Raw genomic sequence first — 15,445 nt, forward strand, 5'->3', positions numbered from 1 at the left:
GTCAGCTCGGTGTACGGGGCAGGTAAACCGTGAACCGGGCACCGCCCTCGGCCGCGTGGCCCGCCTCGATGGTGCCGCCGAGGCGGCGGGCCAGCCCGGCCGCGAGCGCCAGCCCCAGGCCGCTGCCGGTCTGCCGGATGCCCTGGTAGCGCTGGTGCAGCGCGCCGCGCTGGAAGGCGACGGCGAGGTCGTCGTCGGTGAGCCCGGGGCCGCCGTCGCGCACCTCGACCGCGGTGCGGTCGGGCAGCGGGTGGACGGCGAGCACCAGCGGGCAGCCCGCGGGCAGCACCCGCAGCGCGTTCTCGACCAGGCCGTCGACGATCTGGCGCAGCCGCACCGGGTCCGTATGGGTCCACACCTCGTGCGCGGGCACCTCGGCGCGCAGGCTGACCCCGGCGCGCTCGGCGCGGGGCGCGAACGCCCGCTCGGCGGCGCGCACCAGCGAGACCAGCTCGACGTCGGCGGGCTGGATGGCGAAGTCGGCGGCGTCCAGCCGGGCCAGCGACAGCAGGTCGGCGACGAGCCGGTCCAGCCGCTCGGCCTCGGCGAGCACGGTCTGCCCGACGCCCTGCGCGCCGTCGGCGCCGACCACGCCGTCGGACAGCGCCTCCGCGTACCCCCGGATGGTGGTCAGCGGGGTGCGCAGCTCGTGCGAGATGGAGAGCAGGAATTCGCGCTGGCGGCCCTCGCTGACGGCCAGCGCCTCGGCCAGCTCGTTGATCGACTGGGCGAGGCGCTCCACCTCCTCGGGCGGCTCCGCGGCCAGCCGGACGGTACGGTCGCCGGAGCTGAGCCGGGCCGCGGCGGTCGCCGCGTTGCGGATGGGGCGGGCCAGGCGGCGGCCGAGCAGGACCCCGGCCAGCACACCGGCGCCGAGCCCGGCGAGCAGCGGCAGCCACAGGTTGCGCAGCACCTGGCGGGTGATGCCGGTGGCGGCGGGCCGGGCCAGCACGACGCCGTCGCCGTTGCCGAGCACCCGCCCCTCGACCATGGAGAGCCGGCCGCCGACCATGGCGAGGCGCTCGCTGACCGCTTCGCCGCCCGCGATCCGGGCGACCAGCCGGTCGGGCAGCCCCGGCCGGTCCGGCTGCCCGGCGGTGATGAGGTACGCGTCCGCACCGTCATCGATCTTGCGAAGCTGCTCCATCAGCCGGGCGTCGGCGTTCACGGCCCGGCGGGTGCGCAGCACCTGCGCCACCACCTCGGTCTGCGCGGCCAGGCCCTCGCGGGCGGCCTGCTCGGCGGCGCGGGCGGCCAGCGGCACGGCGACCAGCGCGGTCACCAGCACCGAGATCAGCGCGACGATCACGCCGGCCAGCACCGCGCGGGTGGTCAGCGTGGTGGCGCTGCGCGTGGGCCGGGGCGGCGCCGCGAGCACCCGGATCGGCACGGTCAGATCGGCGCGGCGGTCAGGCATCGGCGGTGTACCCCACGCCCCGGACGGTGCGCACGATGCCGGCGGCGTCGCCGAGCTTGGCCCGGACCTGCGCCACGTGCACGTCCACGGTCCGCGTGCCACCGTGCGCGGCGTACCCCCAGACGGTGCTGAGCAGCTCGTCGCGGGTGTAGACGCGCCCCGGACGGCTCATCAGGTGCGCCAGCAGGTCGAACTCGGTGCTGGTCAGCTGCACGGCCGCCCCGTCGACGGTGACCTCACGCCGCGCCGGGTCCAGCCGCACCGCCCCGACGCTGCGGGTGCGATCCGGCTCCGGCGTGCCGCCCGCCCGCCGCAGCACCGCCTTCAGCCGCGCCACCAGCTCCCGCGGACTGAACGGCTTGGTCAGGTAGTCGTCGGCCCCCAGCTCCAGCCCGACGATCCGGTCCACCTCGTCGTCCCGCGCGGTGAGAAAGATGATCGGCACCCACACGTCCTCGGCCCGCAGCCGCCGGCAGATCTCGGTCCCGTCCATCGACGGCAACGCGATGTCCAGCACGCACGCGACCGGCTTCACCCGCCGCGCCGCCGCCAGCCCCGCCGCCCCGTCCCTCTCGACCTGGACCCCATACCCCTCACGCTGCAGATAAAGCCGGATCAAATCCGCAATAGGCCGCTCATCCTCGACGACGAGCACCAGCCCCTTCTCACCCACCCGCACATCATCCCGGCCCCATGTACGAACCACGTAAGCCCCAGCCCCAAAAACGCGACGATCTTGCGCGGACTGTGGGTGCGACACGCACAAAGCGGCCATATCCCTAACAGTTCGCGCAAGATCGTCGCGATCTTGCGGCGCCCTCGGGGAGGGAGGGCGGGTCAGGCGCCGACGAGGTGGTCGGCGAAGGAGGTGTAGGGGGTGTGGTTCAGGCCGGCGGTGCGCTGGGCGACCAGCTTCGGCTTGAAGACGTGGCTGAAGAGGGCATCGAGGTGCCAGACCTGCTTGGGGTGGCCGGCGTGGATCCAGAAGCGCTCGCGGATGCCGTCGACGGCGGTCGCGGCGAACTCGATCGCCGACAGGCGGGGGTCGGGGTGCCAGGTCACGTTCGCCAGGTGGCGCAGGTCGGTGTTGAGGTGCAGCCGCAGCCGGCGCAGGATGCGGCTCTCCTGGGTGATCACCAGGCGGCGGTAGGTCAGCAGCAGCAGGAACTCTCGGCCGAGCGGGCGCTCGGGGCGCAGCGCGCGCGCGACGAGGACGGTGGCGTCACCGGCCTCGACGCAGCGACGGAAGATCGGCATGTGCCGGCTGACCGTGGCCATGGGGATCCCGGCCTCGCCGGTGGCGGGGAGGAACGTACGCGAGAAGACGTCCATGTAAGGAGCAACGAGCGCGCGTGACCAACGTCACGCGAGTCACTCATGCGATCCAAATTGACTTATCTCGAGGTGACGCGGGTCAACGCGTGAAGCTCAGCGCCACCGTCGCCAGCAGCAGCACCGCCAGCATGCCGCCGAGCACTCCGGCCTGCACGGCGGTGCGGTTCTGGCGTGGCGCGTACGCCAGCCCGAAGCCGCAGATCGCCCCGGTGATCAGGCCGCCGAGGTGCCCCTGCCACGAGATGCCGGGGATGGAGAAGCTCAGGATCACGTTGATCACGATGATCGGGACCACCGACATGGCGTCCCGGCCCAGCCGCCGCAGCACGAAGAAGTATGCCGCGAACAGGCCGTAGACCGCCGTGGATGCGCCCGCCGACAGCGCGCCGGGGCTGAGCAGGTAGCACGCGACGTTGCCGCCGAGGCCGCAGATCAGGTAGAGCGCGCCGAACCGGATCGGGCCGAGCGCCGCCTCCAGCGAGCGCCCCAGCACCCACAGCGCCCACATGTTCAGCGCCAGGTGGATGATCCCGTAGTGGATGAACATGGCGGTGAACAGGCGGTAGTAGGCGCCGTTGTCGATGCCCGTGTACGCCTCGTAGCACAGCCCGGTGTCCGGGTTGCCCAGCCCGCAGAAGTCCGGGCCGATCACGCCGCCCAGGAACTGGATCTTCGTGGCGCCGGTGAACAGGCCGCCGTCGAAGCCCGCCGCGGCCCCCGCCAGCACCAGGCCGAGCAGGAACACCGCCACGTTGATCCCGATCAGGGCCTTGGTGACGTACCCGTGCATGCCCACCTGGGAGCCGCCGAAGTGGGTGAGGGCCGGACGCTGGGTGCGCCGGCCCTCCGCCACGCACTCGGGGCACTGGTGCCCGACCGACGCCGAGATCATGCAATCCGGGCAGATCGGCCGCGAGCAGCGCGTACAACTGAGATAGGTCTCCCGACCCGGGTGGCGGTAACACGTCGGAACGGGCGGCTGGCCACCCAGGGGTGCGGGAGACGTCATGGGTGCGAGACTAGCGCTCAATCTCGATTCGCTCGATGACGATCGCGTCCCGCGGGCGGTCGGCGGCGTCCACCGGCGTGCTGGAGATGGCGTCCACGACCTTCTGCGAGTCGGCGTCGGCGACCTTGCCGAAGATCGTGTGCTTGAAGTTCAGCCAGCTCGTCGGAGCGGTGGTGATGAAGAACTGCGAGCCGTTGGTCTTCGGGCCGGCGTTGGCCATGGCCAGCAGGTACGGCGCGTTGAAGCTGAGCTCCGGGTGGAACTCGTCGTCGAAGGTGTAACCGGGGCCGCCCCGGCCGGTGCCGGTCGGGTCACCGGTCTGGATCATGAAGCCGTCGATCACGCGGTGGAACGGGGTGCCGTCGTAGTACGGCCCCGTGATCGGCTGACCGGTCCGCGGGTCTTTCGCACCCTCCCTGGTGCCCTCCGCCAGCTCCACGAAGTTCTGCACGGTCTTCGGGGCGTGGTTCGGGTAGAGCTCCAGGCGGATGGGACCGGCGCTGGTGTGCAGGACGGCGTAATTGGCCTGAGCCTTCACGGCTGACTCCTGAATATCCGATGGTCAGTTACCGACAGATTCTCCCATGTGCCCGTTCCGGGTGTGCGAAGGCGTCCGGCGAGGCAGTATGGCACTCGGGGACATGAACGAGGCGCGCTTTCGTGCTGACGGCGCGCCTTGCGAATACCACCGCGGGGCGCGGGGGCGTCCGGCGGACACGACTGGACGGTGCGGGGGCGTCGTCCAGGAAGGGCGGGGAAGATGCTCGGATTCAGACACAAGACGCGCGGTGAGCTCATGCGCGACGAAATGGGGCAGAGCTGGGAGCATTTCCTGCAGGCGGCGACACACGCCGCCGGCGGGGTCGGCGCCTCCTTCGGCCCGACCACCGGACGCATGCGCCGCGCCACGTCTCGCGGCGTGGACTCGACGATGACCACGCTGGCGCCGCTCGTCGCGGCATACCGGGAGGGCGCGGCGGACGCCATGAAGTCCTCGCAGAAGGCGTACGCGAAGGCGGCCAAGAAGAAGAAGGGGGCCCACGTGTCTCGTGGTGGCAACACGGGGATGCTGATCGGCTTGCTGGCCGCCGGCGCCGCCGTAGGAATCGCCGGTGCGCTCGTCATGAAGCGCCGCCGTCAGCAGCAGTGGTCGGAGTACGACCCGAGCCAGGCGCTGGAGTCGATGCGCTCGGAGACCAGGACGATGACGGACAAGGTGAGCGACAAGGCCGAGAACGTCATCGACAAGGCGACGCAGCACACCACCAAGGCCATGGACAAGACCGCGGACAAGCTGCAGTCGGCGTCCTCGTCGCTCAAGAGCGGCCGGGACAACATGAAGGCGCGGGTCAACGAGACGGCCGAGGCGGCCAACGACGCGACCGACAGCTACCTGTCGAAGTACGAGTCGACGAGCGGCTCGAAGAACAGCCGCATGTGACGTCGAGGGTTAAGAAGGGCACCTTCTTCTACGGAAACCGTTAAGAAGGTGCCCTTCCTTCACAGCCAGCCGGAGCGGCGGAGGATGCGGTAGATGGCGAAGGAGATCAGCACCATCACCGTGAGGATCGCCGGGTAGCCGTAGCGCCACTCCAGCTCGGGCATGTACGTGAAGTTCATGCCGTAGATGCCCGCGAAGGCGGTCCACACGGCGGCGATACTCGCCCAGGCCGCGACCTTGCGCATGTCGTTGTTCTGGTCCACGGTCACCTGGGCCAGCCGCGCCTGCATGATCGAGATCAGCAGGTCGTCGAACGAGGTGACCTGGTCCACGACGCGGGCCAGGTGGTCCTGCACGTCGCGGAAGTACTTGCGCAGCTCCTTGGTGACCTCGGGGGTGTCGCCGATCAGCAGCTGCAGCGGGCGCTGCAGCGGCAGCACCGCGCGCTTGAACTCCACCAGCTCCCGCTTGAGCTGGTAGATGCGCTGCATGCGGCCACTGCCCGTGGTGTCGCGGGCGAAGACGCTCTCCTCGATCAGGTCCACGTCCAGGCTGATGCCCTCGGCCGCCTCCAGGTAGAGGTCGACCACGTGGTCGAGCACGCCGTACGCCACCGCCCAGGGGCCGATCTTGAGCAGCTCCGGGCGCTGCTCCAGGTGCTCGCGCACCGGCTTGAGCCGGCAGGCCGTGCCGTGCCGGACCGAGACCACGAAGTCCGGGCCGATGAACAGCATGATCTGACCGGTCTCGACCACCTCGGAGTGCTCGGTCAGCTCCTTGTGCTCCACGTAGCGGGCGGTCCGGACCACCAGGAAGTGCACGTCGCCGAACTGCTCCAGCTTCGGCCGCTGGCCCGCGCTGACCACGTCCTCCACGGCCAGCTCGTGCAGGCCGAACGCGTCGGCGATGCCCGCCATCTGGGCCGCATCGGGCGCATGCAGGCCCAGCCAGACGAACGAGCCCCGCTGCCGGCGCGCGGCGGCCAGGGTCTGCCGGTAGTCGCCCACCGCGGGCTGCCGGACGCCGTCGAGGTAGAGCGCGCAGTCCACGATCGCGTCGCGCTGCCCGACCTGCGCCGGCACGGGCGCCTCGTCGTCCCCGGCCAGCCCGGACACCAGCCGGGTCATCGCCCGGGCCGGTGCGGTGATGGCGCGGGTCAGCCGGTCCCCGTTGGAGGATCGCCGGCCGTTGTCGTCCCGGGCGTCGTCAACCACGGCTCGCCTCCTCCACCCTGGGGCACCCCGCTCGGGCACTCCGGAGACAGGCTACTTGCCCGGGATCTCAGCGCGGTGACGCCGATCGGCGCGCGGTTCCCGGCGCGTTGCGGGCGGGTGGTACCAAAAATGGCGCCGGGTGGACCCAGGTGAGCCGCGGTCGGGGGGAGTGCGGCTCGGGTCCACCCGGCGCCTGGAACGACACCCGGGGTGGGGGGTGGGTGACGCTCCTCTTTATTGGGGGCGGGGGCAATGCGTGACAGGGCTCCCGTGCACCGTGCGCGAACGTGGCCACCGCAGTGGCCGCATGTCCGGCGGTCAACCGGCGACGTGCGCCCGACGCATTGTGATCCACGTAACCTGGCGAAGGGAACCCCGCAGCGCCCCGCTCTAACTGTCAGAAATACGACAGAACTCGGTCAGATATACGAATTGGCGAATCAACCGCGAACCGCGTCGATCGCCTCGGCGAGGCGGCGTACGCCCTCGTCGATCTGATCCACGGTGACCGCGCTGAATGCCAGGCGCAGCGCGTTCTGGCCGCCCTCCAGCAGGAAGTCGGAGCCCTTGACCACGGCCACGCCGCGCTCGGCCGCGGCCGGCAGCAGCTTGTCCACGTGCACGTCCGACGGCAGCTCGATCCAGAGGAAGTAGCCGCCGTCGGGCTCGGTGAACGAGACACCGTCGATCCGCTTGCGCAGCGACTCCGCCAGCACCGAGGCGCGCTCGGCCAGCGCCGCGCTCACCGTGGCCACCGAGCGGTCGATGTCGCCGGAGGCGCAGAACTCGTACACGATGCCCTGCGCGACCTGGCCCGCCGAGATGTAGAGGTTGGTGGCTCTCCCCGCGATCGCGTCGATCAGGCCCTTCGAGCCGACCAGGTAGCCGACCCGGACGCCGGGGCAGACGGTCTTGGTGAATGAGCTGGCGTGCACGACCACGTCGCCGCTGTCCATCGAGAGCATCGTCGGCAGCGCGTCGCCGCGGAACCGGATGTCGACGTACGGGTCGTCCTCGAAGATCGTGAAGCCGTACTCGGCGGCCAGCGCGAGCAGCTCCCGGCGCTTCTCCAGGGAGAGCGTCACGCCCGCCGGGTTCTGGTAGTTCGGGATGATGTGCGCCAGCTTCGGGCGCACGCCCGACTCCAGCAGGGCACGCAGCTCGGCGGTGTCGATGCCGTCCGGGTGCAGCGTGACCTGGTGCACGACCGCGCCGAGGTTCTTCAGGTTCAGCAGCGTCCGGTCGTACGTCGGCTTCTCCACCACGACGTGGTCACCGGGCTGGACGAGGTGGTTGAAGAGGAAGGCGTCGGCCTGCAGGGAGCCGTTGGTGATCAGCACCTGGTCGACGGCGACCCCGTGCTTGGCCGCGATCCACTTGCGCAGGGGCGCGTAGCCGTAGGAGTTGCCGTACGCGGTGAGCCCGGCCGGGTCGTTGGCGAAGGCGCGGACAGCCGCGGCGCTGAGCCCCTCGACATCGACGATGTCCAGGCTCGGGGCGCCCCGGGCGAACGAGATGAGCTGCTCGGCGGTCATGGGGAACAGGTTAGTGCGCCCGAAATGCGAGAACGCCCCACCCGCCCGCGGCACACCGCAGGTCATCCCTCCGCGCAAGATCTCAATGAACTCGCGCGAAGGGAAACCCTTTTGTCCGATGATATCCGTATCGCGGCGGCCCTCGACGCGAAATCCTCCGGCGGCCGCCGACCAGCCGGTCAGACCGAGGCGGCGGCCTCGGCCCGGCGCAGCGCCCAGACCCGCATCAGGTCGCGCACCGAGATGATGCCCAGCACCTCGTCCCCGTCCAGCACCACGAGGTGGCGGAAGCCGCCCCGGGCCATCGCCATCGCCGCCTCCTCCAGGCTCCAGTCGGGCGCGGCGTAGACGACGTCCCAGGTGATGTGGTTCGCGCACAACTCGACGTCGGGGTCGAGCCCCGCGCCGACGGCGTTGAGGACGTCTCGCTCGGTCATGATGCCGAGCCCTTCGCCGTCCGGATCTATCACGATCGCCGAGCCCACCCGGCGCATCGCCATCAGCTGGGCCGCCTGGCGCAACGTGTGCTGCGGGCCGACCATGAGGACGGGTTTGCTCATCGCCTCACGAACGTGCATCGCGTGCGCCTGTGCAGCGTTAGCCATATGCAATCACCCCTTCGGAACGCAACCCCATTGAAACGCACCGTACGGACATCTTGGGCGAGGTTCCGGTCAACTCACAAGACTTGTCATGCCCCGGCGTCTGTGCTGGGCGTCGCCTCCCGCGCCGAGTGCAGTAGCCTTCACCAGCGACGCAACACCCTCTTCCCCCTCTCGAAGGAGCCACCATGATCGGTATGGTGCTGGCCGCGGGCGCCGGGCGCCGGCTGCGCCCCTACACCGACACGCTGCCCAAGGCCCTGGTGCCGGTGGACGGCGAAACGACGATCTTCGACATCGCGCTGCGCAACCTGGCGAAGGTCGGGCTCACCGAGGTCGTGGTCGTGGTGGGCTACCGGGCCGAGGCCGTGGAGGTCCGCAAGGCCGCCCTGGAGGAGAAGTACGGCATCACCCTCACCCTCGTGCACAACGACAAGGCCGAGGAGTGGAACAACGCGTACTCCCTGTGGCTGGCCCGCGAGCACTTCGCCCGGGGCGCGCTGCTCGTCAACGGCGACACCGTGCACCCGGTCTCCGTCGAGCAGACCCTGCTCGCCGCCGCGCAGGACGAGAAGTACGCCGACGCGGGCATCATCCTCGCCCTCGACGACCAGAAGCAGCTGGCCGACGAGGAGATGAAGGCGATCTTCACCGAGGACGGCCTGCTCCAGAAGATCACCAAGCTGATGGACCCGGCGACCGCGCACGGCGAGTACATCGGCGCCACGCTGATCCGCCCCGAGGCCGCCGAGGCGCTGGCCGACGCGCTGAAGACCACCTTCGAGCACGACCCCAACCGCTTCTACGAGGACGGCTACCAGGTGCTGGCCGACCGCGGGGGCGTCATCCGCGGCGCGTCCATCGGGAACGTCTCCTGGGTCGAGGTCGACAACCACGACGACCTCGCCCGCGCACGGGAGATCGCATGCCACTACTGATCCGCTCGGTCCAGACGCCGCTGAGCATCGAGGTGCGGCGCGGGGCGGTCGAAGGCCTGGCCGCGCTCCTCACCGACCGGCGCATCTCCGCCGGTGGCGACGTGGCGGTCGTGGTCGGGCCCGGTCAGGGGCAGCGCATCGTCGAGCTGGTGGGACCCTCCCTGGAACGGGCCGAGTTCATCAACATCAGCGGGGGCACCCTCGACTCCGCGCTGGAGCTGGGCCAGCGGCTGCGCGGGCGCAACTTCGACGCCGTCGTCGGCATCGGCGGCGGCAAGACCATCGACACCACGAAGTACGCCGCGACGCGGTACGGCCTGCCCATGGTCAGCGTCGCGACGAGCCTCGCCAACGACGGCATCGCCTCGCCGATCGCCACCCTCGACCACGACGGCGGCCGGCCCTCGTACAGCGCGCACATCCCGATCGCCGTGGTCGTCGACCTGGACTTCGTCGAGGCGGGACCGGACCGGTCCACCCGGGCGGGCATCGGCGAGACGCTGAGCAACATCAACGCCATCGCCGACTGGGAGCTCGCCCACCGGATGCGCGGCGAGCCGATCGACGGCCTGGCCGTGGCGATGGCGCGCTCCGGCGCGGAGGCGGTGGTCAACCACCCCGGCGACATGAGCGACGACGGCTTCCTCACCGTGCTGGCCGAGTCGCTGATCACCGGCGGCCTGGCCATGGCGATCTGCGGATCGTCCCGCCCGGCCAGCGGCGGCTGCCACGAGATCTCGCACGCGCTCGACATCCTGTTCCCGGGCACGGCCAGCCACGGCGAGCAGTGCGGCGTGGGCGCGCTGTTCTGCACGTTCCTGCGCGCGTCCACCGACAAGGCGTGGGCGGCACGGTTCGAGCAGCTGAGCGCCTGCCTCGCCCGGCACGGGCTGCCGCGCACCCCGGCCGATCTGGGCCTGACCGACGAGCAGTTCGTCGACGCGGTCGAGTTCGCGCCGCGGACCCGGCCCGACCGGTACACGATCCTGGAGCACCTCGCCCTCAGCCGCGACGAGCTGGGCGAGCGGGTGGCAGACTACGCGGATGCCGTCCACTGACACGCTGACCCCGCACCGCCCCGGTGTCGCCGACTTCTACGCGGTGAACCGGGGCGGCGGGCTGTTCTCCGAGGCCCTCAGCCAGCGCATCGGCGCGGTGATCGCCCTGGTCGCGTCCCGCACGGGCGCGAAACCGACCACGCTCACCCTGATCAACCTGCTGCTCGGCATCGCCGTGTCGACGGTGCTCGTGCTGCGCGCCCAGGACGGCACGGCCGCGATCACCCCGGTGTACGGGCTGCTCGCGCTGCTCGGCTGGCAGCTCGCGTACGCCCTCGACTGCGCGGACGGGCAGCTGGCCCGGGTGACCGGGCAGGGCAGCCTGGCCGGGGCCCGGATCGACATCCTGTGCGACGTGGCCTCGCAGATCCTGCTGGTCACCGCGCTGGTGGCGATCGGCCGCCCGCCGCTGTGGCTCGGCGCGCTGTTCGCCGGCTCGTGGATGGTCAACCTCGTCACCAGCGTCCTGGCCACCAGCGACAAGGCCGCCTCGATGGTCACCTCGACCTCGCTGCCGGTCCGCGTGGTCAAGCTGGTCCGCGACTACGGCGCCGTCATCTTCGTGGCGGGCCTGGTCCTCACCATCGCCCCCGCCCTGACGATCTGGTTCATCGCCGCCTTCACCGTCGTGAACTTCGGCTTCCTCCTGGCCAGCATCGCCTTCACCGCCCGCACCGCCTACCGCGCCTGACGGGCCGTCGCCGACGCTGCCGTGCGCGCAGTTTCGGGGAAACTGCGGCTTCGCGCCCTCCCCTGAGTGCACTTTCCCCGAAACTGCGGTCCGGCGTCCGCCTGTCACATTACGTGAGGTCGCAGACGCCGAAGGTGTCCTCCTGGTCGATCTCCCGGCGCTGTACGCCGACCCTTCTTGATCGTTCGACTTGCCAGGCAGGTGGGCGAATGGCGGGTCAAGATACGCCCAGGTGCCAGGCAAGTCGGATGATCAAGAAGGGCGGCGGAGGGAGTCGTAGACGGCGAGGAGCTTCGACGTGACGACGTCGGGGTGGAAGGTCTGTTCGTAGCGGCGGCGGGCCGTCTCGGAGAGGGTGGGGGCCGCCTTGAGGGCGTCGGGGAGGGCGGCGGCCCAGTCCTCGGCGGTGGGCGGGACGGCGAAACCGGCGCTGTCGATCAGGTACGGGATGCCGCCCAGCGTGGTGCCGATGACGGGGCGGCCGGCCGCCAGCGCCTCGATGATGACCGTGGGCAGCACGTCGTGCCAGGTCGACGGGGCGGCGAACAGGGCCGAGGCGCGGAACGCGGCGCGTACCCCCGCCCGGTCCTGCGGGCCCAGGAACTCCACGTCCCGGCGCTCGGCCGCGGCCTGCTCGGCGAGCGGGCGCAGCTCGCCGTCGCCGACGATGCGCAGCGTGCCGAGCGAGCCGTCGGGGTGCCGCCGCCAGGCGTCGAGCAGCAGGCCGAGGCCCTTCTCGGGAGAGAGCCGGCCGACGAACAGCAGGCCCTCGCCGGGCTGGGCGGGCTGACCCGGGTCGTCGACGCCGTTGGGCTTGACCACGATGCGCTCGTCGGGGATGCCGAAGTCGCGCAGGTGGTCGGCGATGGCGCCGGTCAGCGCGATGTAACGGTCGACCGAGCGCCAGGTGCCACGGTGCACGGCCAGCGTGGTCGCCATGATCGCGCTCTGCGCGGTGGAGCCCCGGTAGCACTTGTGCTTGATCGCGGGCAGGGCGAACGCCTTCCCGCGGCACTCGTGGCAGGCATGGCCGTCGCGGAAGTAGAGACCGGGCGCGCAGACCTGCCGGTAGTTGTGCACCGTCTGCACCACCGGCACGCCGTGGGCGTGCGCGGTCCGCACCACCCAGGGCGAGAGCAGCGGGTACGGGTTGTGCAGGTGCAGCACGTCCGGCCGCTCCCGGCGGATGAGCGCGGTGAGGTCGCGCTGCGCGGCGGGGGCCCAGATCGGGGAGATCGGCAGCAGCACCTTCTGGGCGGCCGACAGCGACGGGATGTCGTCGGAGTTGCGCAGGAACGGCAGCACGGTGACCCCGGCCGCCGCGAGCTGCGCCATCTCCTGGTCGACGATGACGTTCTCACCCGAGGGCAGCTCGGAGCGATACCGGTTGTGGGCGACGACGACCTTCAACTGCTGCTCCCTGCTGTGTTGTCGATAGAACGGTAGCGTTAGCGCCGTGCCAGAGTTGCCCGAGGTGGAGGCTCTCGCCGCGTACCTGCGTGAGCGAGCCGTCGGCCAGCGCGTCGAGCGGGTCGACGTGTCGGCGATCAGCGCCCTGAAGACGTTCGACCCGCCCCTGTCGGCCCTGCACGGCCGCACGGTCACCGGCGCGGGCCGGCACGGCAAGTTTCTCGACGTCGAGCTGGACGACCTGCACCTGGTGATCCACCTGTCCCGGGCGGGCTGGCTGCACTACCGCGACGCGCCGCCGGACACGCTGCTGAAGCCGGGCAAGGGCCCGATCGCGCTGCGGGTGCGGCTGGGCGACGGGTCGGGCTTCGACCTGACCGAGGCCGGTACGCAGAAGCGCCTGGCGGCCTACCTGGTGACCGACGTGGGGCAGGTGCCCGGGATCGCGCGGCTCGGGCCGGACGCGCTCAGCCTGGACCTGGCCGCCTTCACCGAGCTGATGCGCGGCCGCAACGCCCAGATCAAGGGCGTGCTGCGCGACCAGCAGGTGATCGCGGGCGTCGGCAACGCGTACTCCGACGAGATCCTGCACACCGCGCGAGTGTCGCCGTACGCGCGGGCGGACCGGCTCTCACCTGAACAGCTGGAGAACCTGCACGCGGCGATGACGCAGGTGCTGACCGAGGCGGTGACCAAGTCGGTGGGGCAGAAGGCGGCCACGCTGAAGGCGGAGAAGCGCGCGGGCCTGCGGGTGCACGGGCGGGCTGGGCAGCCGTGTCCGGTCTGCGGCGATACGGTGCGTGAGGTGTCGTTCGCCGATTCGAGCCTGCAGTACTGCCCGACGTGCCAAACAGGGGGTAAACCGCTCGCAGATCGTCGACTTTCCAAACTCCTGCGCTAGTGTCGCCCACGGCCCAGTTCGTATAGTGTCCCGGTCCTGGGGTGTTCGGATGACACGGTCGCAAACGGTGTCTCCCGCCGACCTCGGACAAACCATGCGAGACTGAACGTCGTGGGCGACACCCGTCCTGCCGCACGTTCCGATCGCAGGGCTGCAGCACTGACCGGCACCACCGGGCAGGAACGTGACGCACGGGAGGACCCAGGTGAGGTGACGACGAGCCTGAAGCACCCGACCACCGTGCCCAAGCGGTCGAATGTCCCGGACTACGTAGCCGATCGATACGAGCTGCCCCCCGTGCCGAAGACCAACGGCGTGGCACGCAACGCGTTCGCCCGCCCCACCGCGCGCCGGGCCCGCTGGCACCGGCCGTACCTGCTCTGCCTGATCATCTCCGACCTGCTGTGCGTGATGGCGGCGAGCTGGACCGTGATCTCGCAGCTGGAGATCAACCGAGTCACCTCGGGTTTCGAGGGGATCGTCGAGTTCCAGGTGGCGGCGTACGCGTTCATGCCGCTGCTGTGGCTGCTGCTGCTGTGGGGCAACGGCGCCTACGACCGGCGCGTCATCGGGCTGGGCACCGACGAGTTCAAGCGCGTCTTCCGGGCCACCATCGCGGTCGCCGCGACGGTCTCGTTCGTCGCCTTCGGTTTCCAGAAGGCCGGTGGCGAGGGCCTGTCCCGCGGCACGGTCGCCTTCGTGATCCTGGCGGCGATGGCGTACATCATCGCGGCTCGGCTGCTCGCCCGGCGCGTGCTCTACCTGGTGCGCCGCCGCGGCCGGATGGCCACGTACCGGATGCTGCTCATCGGCTCGCTGCCGGAGACGCTGTTCGTGTACAAGGTCGTCGCCCGCAACCCGAAGGCCGGCCTGGTCCCCGTCGCGATCCACCTGTCCGAGCACGTGCCCGCCTCCCGGCGGTCGCAGGCCCCGGTGCCGGTGTACTACGGCCGCGACCTGGTCGACCTGGTGCGCGAGCTGCGCGCGGACACCATCGCGGTGTGCGGCTCGGCCGGCGCGGAGCCCGACGAGCTGCGCCGCCTGGCCTGGCAGCTGGAGGGCACCGGCATCGACCTGGTGGTCGCGCCGCAGCTCACCGACATCGCCGGCCCCCGCGTGCACATCCGCCCGATCGAGGGCCTGCCGCTGCTGCACGTCGAGGAGCCGAAGCTCTCCGGCGTCGCCTGGCTGGCCAAGAACACGCTGGACCGGGTCGCGGCCGCCATCGGCCTGATCCTGCTGGCGCCGCTGTTCCTGCTGATCTCGCTCGCCATCTCGCTGACCGACCGGGGCCCGGCGTTCTTCCGCCAGCTGCGCGTCGGCCACGAGGGTCAGCTGTTCAAGGTGTGGAAGTTCCGCACCATGTACACCGACGCGGAGGAGCGCAAGAGCAAGCTGGAAGCGCAGAACGAGACCGACGGCATGCTCTTCAAGATCCGCGACGATCCGCGGGTCACGCCGGTCGGCCGGTTCCTGCGCGCCAGCTCGATCGACGAGCTGCCCCAGCTGATCAACGTGCTCAAGGGCGAGATGTCCCTGGTCGGGCCGCGCCCGCTGCCCGCCGAGGACGGCGACTACCTGGGCGACGTACGCCGCCGCCTGCTGGTCCGCCCCGGCATGACCGGCCTGTGGCAGGTCTCCGGCCGCTCCGACCTGAACTGGGACGAGTCGGTCCGGCTGGACCTGTACTACGTCGACAACTGGTCGCTCGCGTACGACCTGAGCATCCTTTGGCGGACCGTCGGTGTCGTGCTGCGCCGCAAGGGTGCCTACTAGGAGGAGCCGACGGGGCATGCCGCTGCCTTAGGATCCGGTAATCAAGCCGATCCTGACCAGGCGCGGACATGCCCCGTCTGCGTGTCCGCCGTCGCTCGATCGGATCCGGCGCCGGCAG

At 70.8% G+C, this 15,445-nt stretch carries 15 protein-coding genes; 6 read left to right on the forward strand and 9 right to left on the reverse strand.

Annotated features, from left to right (window positions below; translation table 11 throughout):
* Window position 1 precedes the first annotated feature (1 nt).
* The 5 genes from CS0771_RS05830 to CS0771_RS05850 form a co-directional block, all read right to left on the reverse strand.
* Window positions 2–1,417 (reverse strand): ATP-binding protein, encoded by a 1,416-nt coding sequence (locus CS0771_RS05830; protein ID WP_212840101.1) that lies wholly within the window; start codon window positions 1,415–1,417, stop codon window positions 2–4.
* Complete coding sequence (locus tag CS0771_RS05835; RefSeq protein WP_244870626.1) at window positions 1,410–2,090, reverse strand: response regulator transcription factor; 681 nt, start codon at window positions 2,088–2,090, stop codon at window positions 1,410–1,412. The genes CS0771_RS05830 and CS0771_RS05835 overlap by 8 nt, the downstream gene beginning before the upstream one ends.
* Before the next feature lie 164 nt (window positions 2,091–2,254).
* Complete coding sequence (locus tag CS0771_RS05840; protein ID WP_244870627.1) at window positions 2,255–2,749, reverse strand: hypothetical protein; 495 nt, start codon at window positions 2,747–2,749, stop codon at window positions 2,255–2,257.
* An 82-nt stretch (window positions 2,750–2,831) separates the two neighbouring features.
* The gene (locus tag CS0771_RS05845; RefSeq protein WP_371821356.1) at window positions 2,832–3,761 is read right to left on the reverse strand and encodes a rhomboid family intramembrane serine protease; all 930 of its coding nucleotides are present in this window, start codon (window positions 3,759–3,761) and stop codon (window positions 2,832–2,834) included.
* Between the two features lie 10 nt (window positions 3,762–3,771).
* Window positions 3,772–4,299, reverse strand: a complete 528-nt coding sequence (locus tag CS0771_RS05850) for a peptidylprolyl isomerase (RefSeq protein WP_244870628.1) — start codon at window positions 4,297–4,299, stop codon at window positions 3,772–3,774.
* Between the two features lie 258 nt (window positions 4,300–4,557).
* On the opposite strand from CS0771_RS05850, the gene CS0771_RS05855 reads away from it, so the two are divergent.
* Window positions 4,558–5,202 carry a hypothetical protein gene (locus tag CS0771_RS05855; RefSeq protein WP_212840104.1) on the forward strand — a complete coding sequence of 215 codons (645 nt, stop codon included), beginning with the start codon at window positions 4,558–4,560 and terminating at the stop codon, window positions 5,200–5,202.
* A 59-nt stretch (window positions 5,203–5,261) separates the two neighbouring features.
* Here the strand turns inward: CS0771_RS05855 and corA are convergent, their stop codons facing one another.
* The 3 genes from corA to CS0771_RS05870 all read right to left on the reverse strand — a co-directional run bounded on the left by corA (window position 5,262) and on the right by CS0771_RS05870 (window position 8,529).
* On the reverse strand, window positions 5,262–6,329 hold the full coding sequence (gene corA, locus CS0771_RS05860) for a magnesium/cobalt transporter CorA (protein ID WP_212845641.1): 1,068 nt from the start codon (window positions 6,327–6,329) through the stop codon (window positions 5,262–5,264).
* 527 nt (window positions 6,330–6,856) lie between these two features.
* Window positions 6,857–7,951: a PLP-dependent aminotransferase family protein gene (locus tag CS0771_RS05865; RefSeq protein WP_212840106.1), complete on the reverse strand. Its 1,095-nt coding sequence runs from the start codon at window positions 7,949–7,951 to the stop codon at window positions 6,857–6,859.
* A 179-nt stretch (window positions 7,952–8,130) separates the two neighbouring features.
* The gene (locus CS0771_RS05870) at window positions 8,131–8,529 is read right to left on the reverse strand and encodes a cyclic nucleotide-binding/CBS domain-containing protein (protein ID WP_203745736.1); all 399 of its coding nucleotides are present in this window, start codon (window positions 8,527–8,529) and stop codon (window positions 8,131–8,133) included.
* Between the two features lie 212 nt (window positions 8,530–8,741).
* Here CS0771_RS05870 and CS0771_RS05875 point away from each other — a divergent pair, with 212 nt between their 5' ends.
* The 3 genes from CS0771_RS05875 to CS0771_RS05885 are packed head-to-tail and all read left to right on the forward strand — an operon-like array spanning window position 8,742 to window position 11,240.
* Window positions 8,742–9,491: a sugar phosphate nucleotidyltransferase gene (locus CS0771_RS05875; protein WP_212840107.1), complete on the forward strand. Its 750-nt coding sequence runs from the start codon at window positions 8,742–8,744 to the stop codon at window positions 9,489–9,491.
* The gene (locus CS0771_RS05880; protein WP_212840109.1) at window positions 9,479–10,549 is read left to right on the forward strand and encodes an iron-containing alcohol dehydrogenase family protein; all 1,071 of its coding nucleotides are present in this window, start codon (window positions 9,479–9,481) and stop codon (window positions 10,547–10,549) included. Before CS0771_RS05875 ends, CS0771_RS05880 begins: the two co-directional genes overlap by 13 nt.
* Window positions 10,536–11,240: a CDP-alcohol phosphatidyltransferase family protein gene (locus CS0771_RS05885; RefSeq protein ID WP_212840111.1), complete on the forward strand. Its 705-nt coding sequence runs from the start codon at window positions 10,536–10,538 to the stop codon at window positions 11,238–11,240. The genes CS0771_RS05880 and CS0771_RS05885 overlap by 14 nt, the downstream gene beginning before the upstream one ends.
* Window positions 11,241–11,492: 252 nt before the next feature.
* Here CS0771_RS05885 and CS0771_RS05890 read toward each other — a convergent pair whose 3' ends face one another.
* Window positions 11,493–12,650, reverse strand: coding sequence for a glycosyltransferase family 4 protein (locus CS0771_RS05890; RefSeq protein ID WP_212840112.1), 1,158 nt, complete (start codon window positions 12,648–12,650; stop codon window positions 11,493–11,495).
* 46 nt (window positions 12,651–12,696) lie between these two features.
* On the opposite strand from CS0771_RS05890, the gene CS0771_RS05895 reads away from it, so the two are divergent.
* The gene (locus tag CS0771_RS05895; RefSeq protein ID WP_212840113.1) at window positions 12,697–13,551 is read left to right on the forward strand and encodes an Fpg/Nei family DNA glycosylase; all 855 of its coding nucleotides are present in this window, start codon (window positions 12,697–12,699) and stop codon (window positions 13,549–13,551) included.
* Window positions 13,552–13,761: 210 nt separating this feature from the next.
* The gene (locus tag CS0771_RS05900) at window positions 13,762–15,327 is read left to right on the forward strand and encodes a sugar transferase (RefSeq protein WP_212840115.1); all 1,566 of its coding nucleotides are present in this window, start codon (window positions 13,762–13,764) and stop codon (window positions 15,325–15,327) included.
* The last annotated feature ends 118 nt before the right edge of the window (window positions 15,328–15,445 follow it).

The sequence above is a fragment of the Catellatospora sp. IY07-71 genome (assembly GCF_018326265.1).
Lineage (GTDB): Bacteria > Actinomycetota > Actinomycetes > Mycobacteriales > Micromonosporaceae > Catellatospora.

Excerpts from the sequence above, each read along its gene's own strand:
- CS0771_RS05840 (WP_244870627.1), bottom strand. The coding sequence starts at position 2,749 with ATGGACGTCTTCTCGCGTACGTTCCTCCCCGCCACCGGCGAGGCCGGG.
- CS0771_RS05855 (WP_212840104.1), top strand. The coding sequence starts at position 4,558 with ATGCGCGACGAAATGGGGCAGAGCTGGGAGCATTTCCTGCAGGCGGCG.
- CS0771_RS05880 (WP_212840109.1), top strand. The coding sequence starts at position 9,479 with ATGCCACTACTGATCCGCTCGGTCCAGACGCCGCTGAGCATCGAGGTG.
- CS0771_RS05865 (WP_212840106.1), bottom strand. The coding sequence starts at position 7,951 with ATGACCGCCGAGCAGCTCATCTCGTTCGCCCGGGGCGCCCCGAGCCTG.
- corA (WP_212845641.1), bottom strand. The coding sequence starts at position 6,329 with ATGACCCGGCTGGTGTCCGGGCTGGCCGGGGACGACGAGGCGCCCGTG.
- CS0771_RS05830 (WP_212840101.1), bottom strand. The coding sequence starts at position 1,417 with ATGCCTGACCGCCGCGCCGATCTGACCGTGCCGATCCGGGTGCTCGCG.
- CS0771_RS05885 (WP_212840111.1), top strand. The coding sequence starts at position 10,536 with ATGCCGTCCACTGACACGCTGACCCCGCACCGCCCCGGTGTCGCCGAC.
- CS0771_RS05845 (WP_371821356.1), bottom strand. The coding sequence starts at position 3,761 with ATGACGTCTCCCGCACCCCTGGGTGGCCAGCCGCCCGTTCCGACGTGT.
- CS0771_RS05870 (WP_203745736.1), bottom strand. The coding sequence starts at position 8,529 with ATGCACGTTCGTGAGGCGATGAGCAAACCCGTCCTCATGGTCGGCCCG.
- CS0771_RS05875 (WP_212840107.1), top strand. The coding sequence starts at position 8,742 with ATGATCGGTATGGTGCTGGCCGCGGGCGCCGGGCGCCGGCTGCGCCCC.